Here is a 15132-nt window from a genome sequence, read left to right on the forward strand (position 1 = left end):
TACGCACTCCCGCGACCGTTGCCGCCTACTGCCCGACGAGGCCCGGCCGCAGCACCTTGGTGAACAGCACCGCGCCGCCCTCCCCGCGCAGCCGCACCGTCAGCTCGCCGCTGTCGCCGTCGACGTCCACCTGGCCGTAGAACTGGTAGCCCTCGCCCGGCGGGACGTTGCCGCGCTCCGGAGCCCTGACGAAGACCCGCTCGGGGCCGAACGTGCCGTCCAGCGCGCTCGCGGGGAAGGCGCCCGCGTTCAGCGGCCCGGAGACGAACTCCCAGAACGGCGCGAAGTCCTTGAAGGCCGCCCGTGCCGGGTCGTAGTGCTGGGCCGAGGTGTGGTGCACGTCGGCGGTCAGCCACACCGTGCCGGTGATCCGCCGGTGCCTGACGAACCGCAGCAGCTCGGCGATCTGCAGCTCACGCCCCAGCGGCGCGCCCGGGTCGCCCTGCGCCACCGCCTCGACGTCCCCGCCGTCGGGGACGATCAGGCCCAGCGGCATGTCCGAGGCGATCACCTTCCACACCGCGCGCGAGCGCGCCAGCTCCCGCTTGAGCCAGGCCAGCTGCTCCGCGCCCAGCACGCCCTGCGGGTCGGAGGTCTCCAGACCGGGGGAGTTGGCGTTCCGGTGGGTCCTCATGTCCAGCACGAAGACGTCCAGCAGCGGGCCGTGGCGCACCACCCGGTAGATCCGCCCGTCGCGGTCGCGCCGCTGCGGGGAGAGGGGGAAGTACTCGCCGAAGGCCTGCCGCGCCCGCGCCGCCAGCACGTCCACGCGCCGCTCGGTGTAGCGCGCGTCGGTGAGGATCTCGCCCGGATACCAGTTGTTGACCACCTCGTGGTCGTCCCACTGCACGATCGAGGGCACCCGGGCGTTGAAGCGCCGCAGCGACTCGGCCATGAGGTTGTAGCGGAAGTTCCCGCGGTACTCGTCGAGGGTCTCGGCGACCTTCGACTTCTCCTCCGTCACCACGTTGCGCCACGTACCGCCGCCGGGCAGCGCGACGGTCTCGGTCAGCGGACCGTCGGCGTAGACGGTGTCGCCGCTGAAGAGGAAGAAGTCCGGGTCCAGCCCGGCCATCTCGTCGAAGATCGGGTAGCCGCCCCGGTCGGGGTTGATGCCCCAGCCCTGCCCGGCCAGGTCGCCCGACCAGACGAACCGCACCCCGTCCCGGCGCCGTGCCGGTGCGGTGCGGAAGGTGCCGTACACCGGTTCGCCGGTGCGGCGGGGGTCGTCCGGGTCGGCCAGCACCACCCGGTAGTGCACCTGCCGCCCGGGTTCCAGCCCGTGCAGCGCCGTCGTCCCCGTGAAGTCCGTGCCCGGGCCGAGGAGGGGGCCGTACCAGCGGCGCGCGTTGCGGAAGGACTCGGTGGCGGAGGTCTCCACCAGCATCCGGGCCGGACGGTCCGAGCGCACCCACACCAGACCGGACGTGGCCGTCACGTCCCCCGTCTGCACGCCCCATCCGGCCCGCGGCCGTCCCGACAGCGCCAGCGCGGGCGCGGCCGGACCCAGCGCCGCGGCCGGCAGGGAGAGGGCGGCCGAAGCCGCCAGCGTGCCGCGCAGGACCGTGCGCCGTCCGGGCGCCGCGCCCTCCGGTGAATCCCCTCTTGTCATGGACGAACCTCCTGTGCATCGGATGGAGCGGGGGTGGTACGGCCGGTCATGGTGGCTCCGCGAGGCGAACGGCGGGGAACCGCGCCGCCGCGCGGAGACCTGCTCCGGGTGAACGCCGTGGTGCCCCTTCCACCAGGAAATCCACCCGGAGGACGTGAGGGCCGCGGAAGAGCCGCGGCGGCCGCGGGGAGGACCGCCGCTCCCCCCTCACGGGCGCCGGACCGCCTCCGCCAGCAGCCGCACGCCGTGGGCGATCCGGCCGGGCGCCAGATGCGCGTAGCCCAGCACCAGCCGGACGCGCCCGTCGTCACCATCGTCCCCGCCGTCCCCGCTGTCACTCCAGTCCCCGCCGTCCCCGCTCCCGTCGCGGGACGTCGCGGGCGGCGGGCCGTAGTCGGACAGCGGCCGTACGGCCACCCCCGCCCGCGCCGTGCCGGCCAGGAGGCGCTCCTGCGGGCCGTACCGGGGCGGCAGGGCGACGATGACGTGGAGCCCCGCGGCGATCCCCGTCACCTCCGCGTCCCCGACGTGCTCCGCCAGCGCCCGCAGCAGGGCGTCGCGCCGCTGCCGGTAGGCGCGTCCGCAGCGGCGCAACTGCCGGTCGTACTCGCCCCGGGCGATGAAGTCGGCCAGCAGGGCCTGGTCCAGGACCGGATGGCCCAGGTCCATGGTGCGCTTGCGCTCCACCAGCTCCTCGGCCAGGCCGTCCGGCACGACCAGCCAGCCCAGCCGGAGCCCCGGCGCGAGGGACTTGCTGACCGATCCGGTGTAGGCCACCCGCAGCGGGTCCAGGCCCTGGAGCGCGCCGACGGGCGCCCGGTCGTAGCGGAAGTCGCCGTCGTAGTCGTCCTCCACCAGCAGCCCGTCGGCATCGCGGGCCCAGGCCAGCAGCGCCGCGCGGCGCGCCGCGGAGTAGGCGATGCCGGACGGGAACTGGTGGGAGGGGGTGAGCACCGCGGCCCTCGCGCCCGACGCCGCCAGCTCTCCGGGGAGCAGTCCCTCCGCGTCCAGGCCGACCGGTGCGGTGCGCAGCCCGGCCGCCGCGAACAGCGCCGCGTGCTCGGGGCTCCCCGGGGCCTCGACCGCCACCGTCCGCCGCCCGCGCCCGCGCAGGGTGAGGGCCAGGAGCGTCATCGCCTGCGCCACGCCCGAGCAGACCACCACCCGCGCGGGGTCGGCGACCACCCCGCGCCGCCGCGCCAGCAGGGCGGCCACCGCCGCGCGCAGCTCGGGCAGCCCGCGCGGGTCGGGGTAGCCCAGGGCGTGGTGCGGGAGTGAGGCCAGCGCCCTGCGGTGGGCGGCCGCCCAGGCGGTACGGGGGAACAGCGACGGGTCCGGGGAGCCGGGCCGGAAGTCCACGGCGGGCGCGGGCGCGCGCTCCCCGTCGGGCGGGGCGGCGGCCGGGGCGGTGCGCGCGGCACCATCCAACCAGGTGCCCACCCAGGTGCCCGCGCCCCGGCCGCTGGTGAGGTAGCCCTCGGCGGTCAGCTGTTCGTACGCGTCCGTGACCAGCCCGCGGGACACCCCCAGATCGGCGGCCAGCTCCCGGCTGGAGGGCAGCCGGGAACCGGGCGCCAGCCTCCCCGAGCGCACCGCCTCGCGCAGACGGGTCTGGAGGACGCGACCGCGCTGCCGGGGCGCGGCCGAGGAGACGGGCAGCAGCAGCTCCCACGCCGCCGCCCCGCCCGGACCGGAAGCGGATCCCGTGCCCGACCCCGTACCGGGCCCTGTATCGGTCCCCGTGCCCGACCCCGTGCCCGCCCCCGTGCCGGACCCCGCACCTGACTCCCCGCCGGAAGTGGTCCCCGTAACGCCCATGGAAGTGGACCTTAAACCGGACCGCGCCGCTGCCTAGCGTCGGCCCCGTGACCTTCCCTGCTTCCGTTCCCCCCGCCGCCGCGCACCGCCGCGGCGCCCTGCTCGCAGCCGCCGCCTGCTGCCTGGTCGGCGCCTCCTTCACCGCCAACAGCGTGCTGGGTGACTATCCCTACGCGGGCGGCCAGGCCCTGCGCTACGGCCTGGCGTGCCTGCTGCTCCTGCCGCTGCTCGGACGCGGGGCGCTCGCGCCCCTGCGCCTGCTGACCGCGCGCCAGTGGGCGCGCCTCGGGCTGCTCGCCGCCGTCGGCATGGTCGGCTTCAACCTCGCCGTGCTGGCCGCCGAACGGACCGCCGAACCCGCGGTGCCCGGCGTACTGGTCGGCTGCGCGCCGGTCGTCGTGGCCGTGATCGCCCCCGCGCTGGACGGCCGCCGCCCCACCCGGCCGGTGGTGTACGGGGCGCTGCTGGTGGCGGCCGGAGCCCTCGCCGTGCAGGGCTGGGGGCGCACCGACGCCGCCGGGCTGCTGTGGTCGGCTGCCGCGCTGGCGGGCGAGGTGGGGTTCGCGGTGATCGCCGTCCCCCTGGTGCGCCCGCTGGGCGCCCGGCTGCTGTCCGCGGCGGCCTGCGGTCTGGCGGCGGTGGAGGCCGCGCTGCTCGGCGTGGTGTTCGACGGCGGCGCCTGGCTGCGCGTGCCGGAGCCGGGCGAGGCGGTGGCGCTGCTCTGGCAGGCGGTGGTGGTGACGGTGGTGGGCTTCGTCTGCTGGTACGCGGGCGTCCGCCGCATCGGCGCGGAGCGGGCCACGCTCTTCTCCGGGCTCATCCCGGTCTGCGCGGCGCTGACCGCCCCGCTCGTCGGCACCGGATCCCACGGCTGGGCGCAGGCGGGCGGCAGCCTGCTGGTCGGTGCGGGAGTCGCGCTGGGCTCGGGCGCCCTGACCCGCCGCCCGGCGGTACGGGACGTACCCGTACGGGAGGCGCCCGCACCGGACCGGACCGCCGGCCGGCGGCCCCCGGGATGACCCGTCGGTGGCGCCCGGTGCCGTGCGACGGGACCGCCCCCACCGGGAAGAGGGGGGAGGGGACCGCGGCGGCGCCGGGTGGGATGATGCCCCGGTGAGCGACAGCGCGACCGGCGCCGCCGACGCGGCCGGGGCCTTCGAGGAGCACCGGCCGGTCCTGTTCGGAGTGGCCTACCGCATGCTCGGCCGGGTGGCCGACGCCGAGGACGTCGTGCAGGAGGCGTGGCTGCGCTGGTCCGCGGCCGACCGCGCGGCCGTACGGGAGCCCCGCGCCTACCTGGTGCGGACCACCACGCGGCTGGCCGTCGACCGGCTCCGCCAGGTGCGGTCCCGGCGCGAGGCGTACGTCGGGCCCTGGCTGCCCGAGCCGCTGGCCACCGACTACGCCGGCACCGTCCCGGACACCGCCGAACGCGTGGTGCTCGCCGAGTCCGTCTCCCTGGCCGTACTGGTGGTGCTGGAGTCGCTCTCCCCGCTGGAGCGGGCGGTGTTCGTGCTGCGCGAGGCCTTCGGCCTGCCCCATTCCGAGATCGCGGGGATCCTGGACCGCGGCGAGGCCGCCGTACGGCAGCTCGCCGCCCGGGCCCGCCGCCACGTCGACGAGCGCGCCCCGCGCTTCGAGGTCGACCCCGGGCAGCGGCGGGAACTGACCGAGCGTTTCCTGGCCGCCGCCACCGAGGGCGACCTCGACGGGCTGCTGGCCCTCCTCGCCCCCGACGCACGGCTGGTCGGCGACGGCGGCGGGAAGGCCAAGGCGCCGCTGCGGACCGTCGTCAGCGCCGACAAGGTGGGCCGTTTCCTGGCGGCCGTCTCCCGCACGCCCGTCCCCGGCGCGGACATCGTCCTGCGGGAGATCAACGGCGGGCCGGCCGTGCTGGTCACCTCCGGCGGGCGCCCCTACGCCGTCTTCTCCCTGGACGTGGCCGACGGGCTGGTCCGGTGCGTCTACGTCGTCAGCAACCCGGACAAGCTGGCCCGCCTCGCCGTGTGAGGGACGGCCCCGCTCCCATAACCGGCTCCCATGGCCGGCTCCTGCGGCCCGCCCCTACAGCCCGCCGCTCACCCGCAGCACCGCGCCGGTGGTGTACGACGCCTCCGGCGACATCAGCCAGGCGACCGCGCCGGCCACCTCCTCCGGCTCCCCGGGGCGGCCCATCGGGATCACCTCGGCCTTGCGCCACGGCCGCTGCGGGTCGCCCATCGTGGCGTGCATGTCGGTGAGGATCGTCCCGGGCTGGACGGAGTTCACCCGTACCCCGTCGGGCCCGAGCTCCTTGGCGAGCCCGACCGTCATGGCGTCCAGCGCGGCCTTGGTCGCGGCGTAGTGGACGTACTCGCCCGGGCTGCCGAGGGTGGCCGCGCACGAGGAGACGGTGACGATCGAGCCGCCGGAGCCGCCGTACCGCGTGGACATCTCCCGGGCCGCGCGCCGTGCGCACAGCAGCGTGCCCATGACGTTGACGTCCACCACCTGGCGCATCACCTCGGTGGAGGTCTCGGTGAAACGGCCCAGGGGCCCGGTGATCCCGGCGTTGAGGACCGCGCCCGTGACCGCGCCCAGCTTCCGGGACGCCTCCTCGAAGAGGGCGTCGACCTCGTCCTCCACGCGGGTGTCCAGCCGTACGGCGACCGCCTCGGCGCCCGCGGCGCGCACCGCCTCCACCGTCTCCTCGGCCGCCTCGCGGGACCGCTCGTAGCCGACGGCGACCGCGTGCCCGGCCCGTGCCAGCCGCCGGGCGATCGCCGCTCCGATGCCGCGGCTGCCGCCGGTGACGACCGTGACCCGTTTCTCCATGCCCGACCCTCGCCCTCTTCCGGCCCTCTTCCGGCCCCTCCGGCCGCTTCCCCGCGACCGTCTCCGTGACTCGGCACGCTAGCGGGTCGGATTGGTCTTGACCAAGTGGGCCGCCGCTCCCTATCGTCGGCATACGCAACAACCTTTAAAAAAGAAGCGCGCATAAATCCGACGGGACACGGCGACTGCGGAGGCAAGGGTGGGGACCACGCGACTGGAGACGGTGCCGGAGCCGAAGTACTGGCACCTCAAGACCGTGCTCTCGGAGGCGCTCGACTCGGAGTTCGCGGTGGGGGAGGTCCTGCCCAACGAACGCGAGCTGGCCGCGCGCTTCGGCGTCGCCCGCGCCACGCTCCGCCAGGCCCTGGAGCAGCTGGAGCTGGAGGGCCGCCTCCAGCGCCGCCGCGGGGTCGGCACCACCGTCGCCCCGCCGCGCGTCGGCGTCGACGTCAACCCCGCCCAGCACAGCTGGCCCGGCGCCCCGGGCGACGCCTGGCAGACCGAGTGCTGCGAGGAGGCCGTGCCGCCCGCCGCGGTGGCCAGGACGCTCGGCACGGACACCGACCGGACGGTGTACACCGTCCACCGCGTCCGCATGGCCCACGGTCAGGCGGTGGCCACCGAGATGCTGTACGTACCGGCCGCCTCGGTGCCCGGGATGTCCGGCATCGAGACCGACGCGGGCGCCGCCCGCGGCCGAGCCGTCCTCCGCGAGCTGAACCGCCTCGAACTGGGCGGCCAGGAACGGGCCGTGGAGCTGGGCTCCGCCCGCGCCGAGGACGCCAAGCGGCTCGACCGGCTGCCCGGCGCGCCCGTCCTCGTCGTCACCACCCGCTACCTCGCCGCGGGCGGCACCGCGGCGGTCGCGGTCTCCACCTACCGCGCCGACACCTGCCGCCTCACCTTCGGCGACTCCGCGGGGCTCTCGCTGCTGGCCGGCTGAACCGGGTGGCCGGCTGAACCGGGGTTTCAGCCCCCGGCCGGTGCCCGGCTTCACCGCCCGGCACCACCGCCCGGCCGGCGGTGCCGGTGTGGCGGCCCGTCAGCGGGCGACGGTGCCCTCCACGGTGAACAGCTCCTCCTCGACGTGGTCGAGCGCCAGCCGCAGCGCGCCGGTCGCGATGGCCTCCCCGCCCAGCAGGGACAGCGCGACCCTCGGCGGCCGCAGGCAGTAGCGCTCCAGCTCGCGGCGGAGCGGATCCAGGACCCCGTCGAGCCCGGTGGCCCAGCCGCCGACGACCACGAGCTCGGGATCGAGGGCCAGCACCAGCGCGGCCACATCGTGCACCAGCCGCCGGATGAACCGCTCCACGGCCTGCCGTGCCCGCTCCTCACCCTCCCGGGCCAGGGCGAAGACCCGGGCCACCGCCGCCTCGTCCAGCGGGTGCAGCGGTTCACCGGTCGTGGACAGCAGGTGCTCCGGGGTGGCCTCCCGGCCCAGCAGGTGCAGCGCGCCGATCTCCCCGGCCGCGCCGCCGAACCCCCGGTGCAGCCGTCCGCCGATCAGCGAACCGGCGCCCGGGCTCAGCCCGGCCAGGACGAACACCACGTCGTCGACCCCGGCGGCCACGCCCTTCCAGTGCTCGGCCAGCACGGCGGCGTTGGCGTCGTTCTCCACCAGCACCGGGCAGCGGAACGAGCGCCGCAGTCTCTCGCCCAGCGGCAGCCCGGTCCAGCCCGGCAGGGCGGTGCACAGCCGCACCGTGCCGTCGGCCTCGACGATCCCCGGGCTGCCCACCCCCACCGCGCGCAGGGTGCTGCGCGGGATCTCGCAGGTGCGCAGCAGTTCGGCGACCACACCGCGCGCCCGCTCCAGCCGCTCGTCCGCCGACGCCTGCTCGGACACCTCGCGCCCGACCGTGCCCAGCCGGTTCCCGCACAGATCGCAGAGGACGGCGGCCACCCGGTGCGGGCCGATCTCGATGCCGAGCAGATGGCCCGCCTCGGCCCGGAAGCGGTAGCGGCGCGCCGGCCGCCCCTGCCGCCGGACGTCACCGGGGCCGGCGGCCGTCTCGGCCGCCAGACCGGCCTCCACCAACTGCTCCACCACGCCCTCGACCGTCGGCCGGGACAACTCCGTGGCCTGGACGAGGTCGGAGAGCGTCGGCGCGCCGTCGTCCGCGCGCAGCGCGCGCAGGACGACCGTGGAGTTGATCCTGCGCAACAGGGAGGGATCTCTGCCGGTGAGCCGCCCCAACGTCCGCCTCCTGGGAAGTGCGCATGTGTGGGCGGATCGTATCCGGTGAGCGGGGAGGGGGCGAGAGCCGGGGGAGACGTGCGGAGAACCGCGGGCACCGCTCCGGCGGGGCGGCGGGGCGGCGCCCGCGGCCTTCCGGAGGTCAGCCCGGCGTGACGAAGCCCGACTCGTACGCCGTGATCACCGCCTGGGTGCGGTCACGCGCTCCCAGCTTCGCCAGCACCGAGCTGACGTGGGACTTCACCGTCTCGCCGCCCAGCACCAGACGGCCCGCGATCTCCGCGTTCGACAGCCCGCCGGCCATCAGCCGCAGCACCTCCCGTTCCCGGCCCGTCAGCGCCGCCCGCTGCAGCGTCCGCCGGGCGCTGTCGTTGCCGTGCCCGGCGGCGAGCCGCCGTACGGCGGCCGGGAAGAGCAGCGAATCGCCCTCCGCGACCAGCCGTACCGCGTGCACGATCTCCGCGGGGCGCGCCCGCTTCAGCAGAAAGCCGTTCGCCCCGGCGCGCAGTGCCTCGTAGACGTAGGCGTCCTCCTCGAAGGTGGTGATCACCAGGATGCCGGGCGGATCGGGCACCGAGCGCAGGATCGCCCGGGTCGCCTCTATGCCGTCCAGCAGCGGCATCCGCACGTCCAGCGCGACCACGTCCGGGCGCAGCCGGCGCACCAGGGGGACGACCGTCGCACCGTCGGCTGCCTCACCGACGACCTCGATGTCCGGCTGCGCGTCGAGGATCGCGCGCAGCCCGGCCCGCACCAGTTCCTCGTCGTCGACGAGCAGCACCGTGACGCTCACACGATCACCCGCCCCACCCCTCGCGCACGTGCCCGCCCAGGGGGAGGCTGACCGCCAGCCGCCAGGTTCCTCCGGCCGGTCCGGCGTCCGCCGTGCCGCCGAGCAGCACGGCCCGCTCGCGTATGCCGCGCAGTCCGCTGCCCTTCCCCGACGGCGCGTACGCCTCGGGGAGGGGATTGCGGACCTCCAGCCGCAGTGTGTCCCGGACCGTCGCCATCGTCACACCGACGGAGACCGGGCCCGCATGCCGCAGCACGTTGGTCAGCGCCTCCTGGAGGATGCGGTAACCCTCCCGGGAGATCGCGGCCGGTACGGTGCCGAGGTCGCCCTCGATCTCGGCGGTGACCAGGGCGCCCGAGGCCCGTGCCGACTCCAGCAGTTGGGAGGCGTCTTCCAGCAGGGGCGGCTTCCCGGCCGGCCGGTCGCCGTCCTCCCGCAGCAGCCGCAGCACCCGCTCCAGGTCCTCCAGGGCCCGCCGCCCGGTGTCCTCGATGGCGGTCAGCGCCCGTTCGGTGAACTCCGCCGACCCGGCGGCCCGGGCCGCGCCCGCCTGCACGACGGTGGCGGTCAGGGCGTGGCCGATGGAGTCGTGCAGTTCGCGGGCGAGCCGGTTGTGCTCCAGCAGCCGCTCGGTGCGCTTCTCCAGGGCGGCCAGCCGCTCGGCCGCCGACGGCGCCAGCAGCCGCCTGGCCAGCGCGGTCATCAGCGCTCCCGCCCCCACGACCAGCGCCAGCAGCAGCAAGGGCGGCAGCGGGGCCAGCAGGGCGTACCAGCCGCCGAGCGAGAAGGCCAGGTGCCACGCGGGTACGAGCAGCCAGACGGACGCCACCGTCAGCGGCGCTCCGAGCGCCACCCGCAGCGCCAGCCACAGCGCCGTGCGGCACCGGTCGGACCACGAGGCCGACGGCGCCACCGCGATCCCCGTCTCCGCGGCGTCCGGGCTCAGCGGCTCGCGCTGCCCGGGGACGAGCATCAGCCTGGCCTGGATCCCCTCGGCCTGCCGCAGCACCGGCACCCCCAGGCCGAAGACCGCGGCCAGCCCGACGGGCACCGCCAGCGCCCCCAGCCACTGCCACGCGGGGCCCTCCTCGAGCCCGGGGAAGACCAGCGTCACCACCATCGCCGCCAGCCCGCCCAGCGCCAGGTGCAGCCAGCGGGTGTAGGTGACCGCCCGCGCCGGTGCTTGCACCAGCGCGCGCACGGTGGCCGGAAGACGAGAGGACATGCCGCCATCGTGCCAGCGCGCGCGATCACCGCGCCTCCCCCGCGCGGGGGAGACGGAACCCACGGGCGGGGGAGGCGGCAAACCCCCGCGGGGCGGCAGCGTGGTGGCCATGACCTCGATCGAACTGTGCGGGCTGACCAAGGAGTACGGCAGGGGCGGGAAGGCCGTCCGCGCCCTGGACCGGCTCACCGCGACCATCCGCCCCGGCCGCGTCACCGGGTTCCTCGGACCCAACGGCGCGGGCAAGTCCACCACCATGCGCCTCGTCCTCGGCCTGGACCGGCCCACCTCGGGCAGGGCCCTGCTGGGCGGCCGCCCCTACACGGCGCACCCCGAGCCGCTGCGGCACGTCGGCGCGCTGCTGGACGCCGGCGCGGCCCATCCGGGGCGCACCGCCCGCGACCACCTGCGCGTGCTGGCGAGCAGCAACCGCATCCCCGACCGCCGGGTCGAGGAGGTGATGGAGGAGACCGGCATAGCGCCCGCCGCCCGGCGCCGGGTGCGGACCTTCTCCCTCGGTATGCGGCAGAGACTGGGCATGGCCGCCGCCCTGCTGGGCGAACCGCCGGTGCTGCTGCTCGACGAGCCCTCCAACGGCCTCGACCCCGAAGGGATGGTCTGGCTGCGGGAGTCGGTGAGACGCCTGGCGGACGAGGGCCGCACGGTGCTGGTCTCCAGCCATCTGATGGGGGAGGTGGCGCGGATGGCCGACCAGGTCGTCGTGCTCGGCGCCGGGCGGCTGCTGGCCGACGCCCCGCTGGTGGACTTCCTGTGCGAGCACGGCGACCCGGCGGAGCCGGACTCGCTGGAGGCGGCGTACCTGCGGCTGACCGCCGGCGCCGCGCGCTACCGAGCGAAGAGGGAGGTGTGAGGGGTGCGGAACACGCCGTTCACCGCCGCGCTCCGGTCGGAGTGGCTCAAGGTCCGCACGGCGCCCTCGCTGGCGGGCAACCTGTCGGCCGTCCTGGTCGCCACGGTCGGCATCGGAGCCCTGGTCACCGCCTTCCTCGGCGAGGCCGAGAGCGACAGCCCCGGCTTCGAGCCGGTCTCCTTCTCCTTCTTCGGCCTCAACTTCGGCCAGGTGGCCGCGATCTGCTTCGGCGTACTGGCCGTCGCGGGCGAGTACGGCCACGGCACCATCCGCCTCTCACTGGCCGCCGTGCCCCGCCGGGAGACGTTCTACGGCGCCAAGCTCGCCGTCGTCGGCGGCCTCGCGCTCGCCGTCGGCCTGCCCACGGGCCTGGCCACCGTGGCGGTCGGCCAGGCGCTGCTGGGCGAGCACGGGGTCGGCCTCGGTGATCCCGGCGTGCTGCGGGCCGGGTTCGGCTGCGGGATCTACCTGGCCCTGCTGGTCCTGCTGTCCGCCGGCGCCGCGGCCGCGGTGCGGAGCACGGCCGGCGCGCTGGGACTGCTCGTGCCGCTGGTCTTCCTGATATCGCCGGTGGTGGGCGAGGACGCGTGGTTCCTGCCGGACCGGGCCGGGCAGCAGGTGCTCCATCCGGTGCCGGAGGGGCCGCTGGACGCGTGGACCGGCCTGGCGGTGATGGCCGCCTGGACGGCCGCGGCGCTCTGCGCGGGACTGATCGTGCTGCGCCGCCGCGACGCCTGACGGCGGGGCGGTCGCGCGGGGAAACCCCGCGGGAGGCCGGGGCCGGCCGCCGTCAGGACGGGCCGTCGAACGCGGCGGCCCGCAGCCGGCCGTACTCCTCGGCCATCGTCTCCAGCGTCCAGTGGGCGTTGAGCCCGCTCGGATTGGGCAGCACCCACACCCGGGTGCCGCCGATCGCCGCCTCCTGCGGGCCTATCCGGGCCTTCCGGTCGCCGAAGGCGGCCCGGTAGGCGGTCACGCCGACCACCGCCAGCCAGCCGGGGCGCAGCCGGGCCACCTTCTCGGTCAGCACCCGCCCGCCCGTGCGGTACTCCTCGGGCGACAGCTCGTCGGCACGGGCGGTGGGACGGGGGGAGATGTTGGTGATGCCCAGGCCGTACGACAGCAGCTCCTCCTGCTCCGAGGGCTTCAGCCGCCGGGGGGTGAAACCGGAGGCGTGCAGCACCGGCCAGAAGCGGTTGCCGGGGTGGGCGAAGTGGTGGCCCAGCCGGGCGGTGGTCAGCCCGGGGTTGATCCCGCAGAACAGGACGTGCAGCCCCTCGGCGATCACGTCCGGGACGGTGCGCGCACGCAGCGCCTCCATCTCGTCCCCGGTCATCTCGTCCCCGGTCATCTCGTCCCCGGACGTCTCTCCACCGGCCGTCTCCCTGCCGGAGGTCTCCCCGGACATCATCCTCCTGGACATGGCCCTCCCGGACGTGGCCCTTGGCGGTCCTTCCACGAGGCCTTCTTCCCGGGAGCGCCTCCGGCAGTCGGGGAGTCGGTCAGAGGATCGCGCCCGGGGCGTAGGCGGCGGCCTCCGGGCGCCGCTTGGCGATCTCCTCGATCCTGGCCACCACCGAGGCGACCTGATCACCGGCCGCTCCGGTGAAGGACAGCCGGTCGGCCAGCAGGGCGTCCAGCCGCTCCCGGTCCAGCGGGATGCGCTCGTCGGCGGCCAGCCGGTCCAGCAGCTCGTTGCGCTCGGCACCCTCGCGCAGGGCCAGCGCCGAGGCCACCGCGTGCTCCTTGATGGCCTCGTGGGCCGTCTCCCGCCCGACCCCGGCCCGCACCGCGCCCATCAGCACCTTGGTGGTGGCCAGGAACGGCAGGTAGCGGTCCAGCTCGCGGGCGACGACCGCGGGGAACGCGCCGAACTCGTCCAGCACGGTCAGGAAGGTCTCCAGCAGGCCGTCGAGGGCGAAGAAGGCGTCGGGCAGGGCGACGCGGCGCACCACCGAGCAGGAGACGTCCCCCTCGTTCCACTGGTCGCCCGCCAGCTCGCCGACCATGGACGCGTAGCCGCGCAGGATGACGGCGAAGCCGTTGACGCGCTCGCAGGAGCGGGTGTTCATCTTGTGCGGCATCGCCGACGAACCGACCTGGCCCGGCTTGAAGCCCTCGGTCACCAGCTCGTGCCCGGCCATCAGCCGGATGGTCCTGGCCAGCGAGGAGGGCGCGGCGGCCAGCTGCACCAGCGCGGTCACCACCTCGTAGTCCAGCGAGCGCGGATAGACCTGCCCCACGGAGGTGAAGGTGTGACCGAAGCCGAGGTGCGAGGCGATGCGTCCTTCCAGCTCGGCCAGCCTGCTCCCGTCACCGCCCAGCAGGTCCAGCATGTCCTGGGAGGTGCCCACCGGACCCTTGACGCCGCGCAGCGGATAGCGCGCCAGCAGCTCCTCCAGCCGCCCGTACGCCACCAGCAGCTCGTCGGCGGCGGTCGCGAAGCGCTTGCCCAGCGTCGTGGCCTGCGCGGCGACGTTGTGCGAGCGCCCGGCCATCACCAGCTCGGCGTGCTCGGCGGCCAGCCGGCCCAGCCGGGCCAGCGTGGCGACGACGCGATCGCGCACCAGCTCCAGAGAGAGCCGGATCTGGAGCTGCTCGACGTTCTCGGTCAGGTCGCGGGAGGTCATGCCCTTGTGCACGTGCTCGTGCCCGGCCAGCGCGTTGAACTCCTCGATCCGCGCCTTCACGTCGTGGCGCGTGACCTTCTCGCGCTCGGCGATCGAGGCGAGGTCGACGTCCTCCAGCACCCGCTCGTAGTCGGCCAGGGCCCGCTCCGGCACCTCGACGCCCAGGTCCTTCTGGGCCCGCAGCACGGCGAGCCACAGCCGCCGCTCCAGTACCACCTTGTGCTCGGGGGACCACAGTCGGGCCAGCTCCGCGGAGGCGTAGCGGCCTGCCAGGACGTTCGGGATGCGCGGCTTGTCAGTCACACCCGGGGATTCTACGGGGTGTCCTCGCAGGCCAGCGGTGCCAGGTCGGGCGCCGGGTACCGGTCCCGGTCCACGGCCGGGTCCAGCGGCGCCAGGTCGGGCCGCTTGGGGGTGAGGCCGTCGCCGGAGGAGCGCCCGGTGAGGCGCCGGCCGATCCACGGGAGCAGATGGCGGCGGGCGAAGCGCAGGTCCGCGACGCGGCGCGCGTACCAGCCGGGCAGGACGGCGGGCGGCAGCGCCGCGTGCCAGTCCGCCTCCGCCTCGTGCCCGAGCCGCTGCCAGACGGCCTCGGCCACCCGCTCGTGCCCCTCGGCGGTCAGGTGCAGCCGGTCGTCGGCCCACATCCGGGGGTCGCTCAGCGCGCCGCAGCCGTACAGGTCCACCACCAGCGCACCGTGCTGCGCGGCGAGGCCGTCGATGAAGTCGAACAGGTACTCCATGCGCGCCCGGTAGCGCTCCAGCACCGGCCCGCGCCGCCCGGGGCTGCGCATGAGCACCAGGTGGCGGCAGTTCGGGGCGAGCTTGGCGACCGACTCCTCCAGCAGGCCGCACACCCGGCCCATGTCGCAGGTGGGGCGCAGTACGTCGTTGAGGCCGCCGACCAGCGTCACCAGGTCCGCGCCCATGGCGGCGGCCACGTCCACCTGCTCGTCGGCGATCTGCCGGATCAGTTTGCCGCGCACCGCCAGATTGGCGTACCGGAAACCGTCCGTGCGCGCGGCGAGACGGGTGGCGAGCAGATCGGCCCAGCCGCGGTAACTGCCGTCCGGCAGCAGGTCCGACATGCCCTCGGTGAAGGAGTCACCCAGGGCGACGAAGCTGGTGATGGCGGGCGGGGCGGGCGAGTCGGTTGCAGTGTCCATGGCGCA

General features: G+C 75.6%; 14 protein-coding genes. 5 read left to right on the top strand and 9 right to left on the bottom strand.

Going from position 1 to position 15132, the window contains the following annotated elements; genetic code table 11:
• Window positions 1-25: 25 nt before the first annotated feature.
• Window positions 26-1612 (bottom strand): alkaline phosphatase D family protein, encoded by a 1587-nt coding sequence (locus tag QC029_RS17700; protein ID WP_279556655.1) that lies wholly within the window; start codon window positions 1610-1612, stop codon window positions 26-28.
• A 207-nt stretch (window positions 1613-1819) separates the two neighbouring features.
• Complete coding sequence (locus QC029_RS17705) at window positions 1820-3430, bottom strand: PLP-dependent aminotransferase family protein (protein ID WP_279556656.1); 1611 nt, start codon at window positions 3428-3430, stop codon at window positions 1820-1822.
• A gap of 47 nt (window positions 3431-3477) precedes the next feature.
• On the opposite strand from QC029_RS17705, the gene QC029_RS17710 reads away from it, so the two are divergent.
• Together QC029_RS17710 and QC029_RS17715 are read left to right on the top strand one after the other, a co-directional pair.
• Window positions 3478-4449 carry a DMT family transporter gene (locus QC029_RS17710; RefSeq protein ID WP_279556657.1) on the top strand — a complete coding sequence of 324 codons (972 nt, stop codon included), beginning with the start codon at window positions 3478-3480 and terminating at the stop codon, window positions 4447-4449.
• A 94-nt stretch (window positions 4450-4543) separates the two neighbouring features.
• Window positions 4544-5440, top strand: a complete 897-nt coding sequence (locus QC029_RS17715; protein WP_279556658.1) for an RNA polymerase sigma-70 factor — start codon at window positions 4544-4546, stop codon at window positions 5438-5440.
• Window positions 5441-5494: 54 nt separating this feature from the next.
• Here the strand turns inward: QC029_RS17715 and QC029_RS17720 are convergent, their stop codons facing one another.
• The gene (locus QC029_RS17720; RefSeq protein WP_279556659.1) at window positions 5495-6244 is read right to left on the bottom strand and encodes an SDR family oxidoreductase; all 750 of its coding nucleotides are present in this window, start codon (window positions 6242-6244) and stop codon (window positions 5495-5497) included.
• A gap of 199 nt (window positions 6245-6443) precedes the next feature.
• On the opposite strand from QC029_RS17720, the gene QC029_RS17725 reads away from it, so the two are divergent.
• Window positions 6444-7187, top strand: a complete 744-nt coding sequence (locus QC029_RS17725) for a GntR family transcriptional regulator (RefSeq protein ID WP_279556660.1) — start codon at window positions 6444-6446, stop codon at window positions 7185-7187.
• Window positions 7188-7286: 99 nt separating this feature from the next.
• Here the strand turns inward: QC029_RS17725 and QC029_RS17730 are convergent, their stop codons facing one another.
• The 3 genes from QC029_RS17730 to QC029_RS17740 all read right to left on the bottom strand — a co-directional run bounded on the left by QC029_RS17730 (window position 7287) and on the right by QC029_RS17740 (window position 10459).
• The gene (locus tag QC029_RS17730) at window positions 7287-8441 is read right to left on the bottom strand and encodes an ROK family protein (RefSeq protein ID WP_279556661.1); all 1155 of its coding nucleotides are present in this window, start codon (window positions 8439-8441) and stop codon (window positions 7287-7289) included.
• Window positions 8442-8583: 142 nt separating this feature from the next.
• Window positions 8584-9234 (bottom strand): response regulator transcription factor, encoded by a 651-nt coding sequence (locus QC029_RS17735; protein ID WP_279556662.1) that lies wholly within the window; start codon window positions 9232-9234, stop codon window positions 8584-8586.
• A 4-nt stretch (window positions 9235-9238) separates the two neighbouring features.
• On the bottom strand, window positions 9239-10459 hold the full coding sequence (locus QC029_RS17740; protein WP_279556663.1) for a histidine kinase: 1221 nt from the start codon (window positions 10457-10459) through the stop codon (window positions 9239-9241).
• Between the two features lie 109 nt (window positions 10460-10568).
• Between QC029_RS17740 and QC029_RS17745 the strand changes: the two genes are divergently transcribed.
• A complete protein-coding gene (locus tag QC029_RS17745) occupies window positions 10569-11330 on the top strand; it encodes an ATP-binding cassette domain-containing protein (protein ID WP_279556664.1) in 762 nt (253 codons plus the stop codon).
• A gap of 3 nt (window positions 11331-11333) precedes the next feature.
• The gene (locus QC029_RS17750) at window positions 11334-12068 is read left to right on the top strand and encodes an ABC transporter permease subunit (protein ID WP_279556665.1); all 735 of its coding nucleotides are present in this window, start codon (window positions 11334-11336) and stop codon (window positions 12066-12068) included.
• A gap of 52 nt (window positions 12069-12120) precedes the next feature.
• Here QC029_RS17750 and mug read toward each other — a convergent pair whose 3' ends face one another.
• The 3 genes from mug to QC029_RS17765 all read right to left on the bottom strand — a co-directional run bounded on the left by mug (window position 12121) and on the right by QC029_RS17765 (window position 15126).
• On the bottom strand, window positions 12121-12666 hold the full coding sequence (mug, locus tag QC029_RS17755; protein WP_279556684.1) for a G/U mismatch-specific DNA glycosylase: 546 nt from the start codon (window positions 12664-12666) through the stop codon (window positions 12121-12123).
• A 166-nt stretch (window positions 12667-12832) separates the two neighbouring features.
• Complete coding sequence (gene purB / locus QC029_RS17760; RefSeq protein ID WP_279556666.1) at window positions 12833-14263, bottom strand: adenylosuccinate lyase; 1431 nt, start codon at window positions 14261-14263, stop codon at window positions 12833-12835.
• 11 nt (window positions 14264-14274) lie between these two features.
• A complete protein-coding gene (locus QC029_RS17765; protein ID WP_279556667.1) occupies window positions 14275-15126 on the bottom strand; it encodes an SGNH/GDSL hydrolase family protein in 852 nt (283 codons plus the stop codon).
• Window positions 15127-15132 lie beyond the last annotated feature (6 nt).

The organism is Streptomyces sp. DH37, assembly GCF_029813835.1.
Taxonomy (GTDB): Bacteria; Actinomycetota; Actinomycetes; order Streptomycetales; family Streptomycetaceae; genus Streptomyces.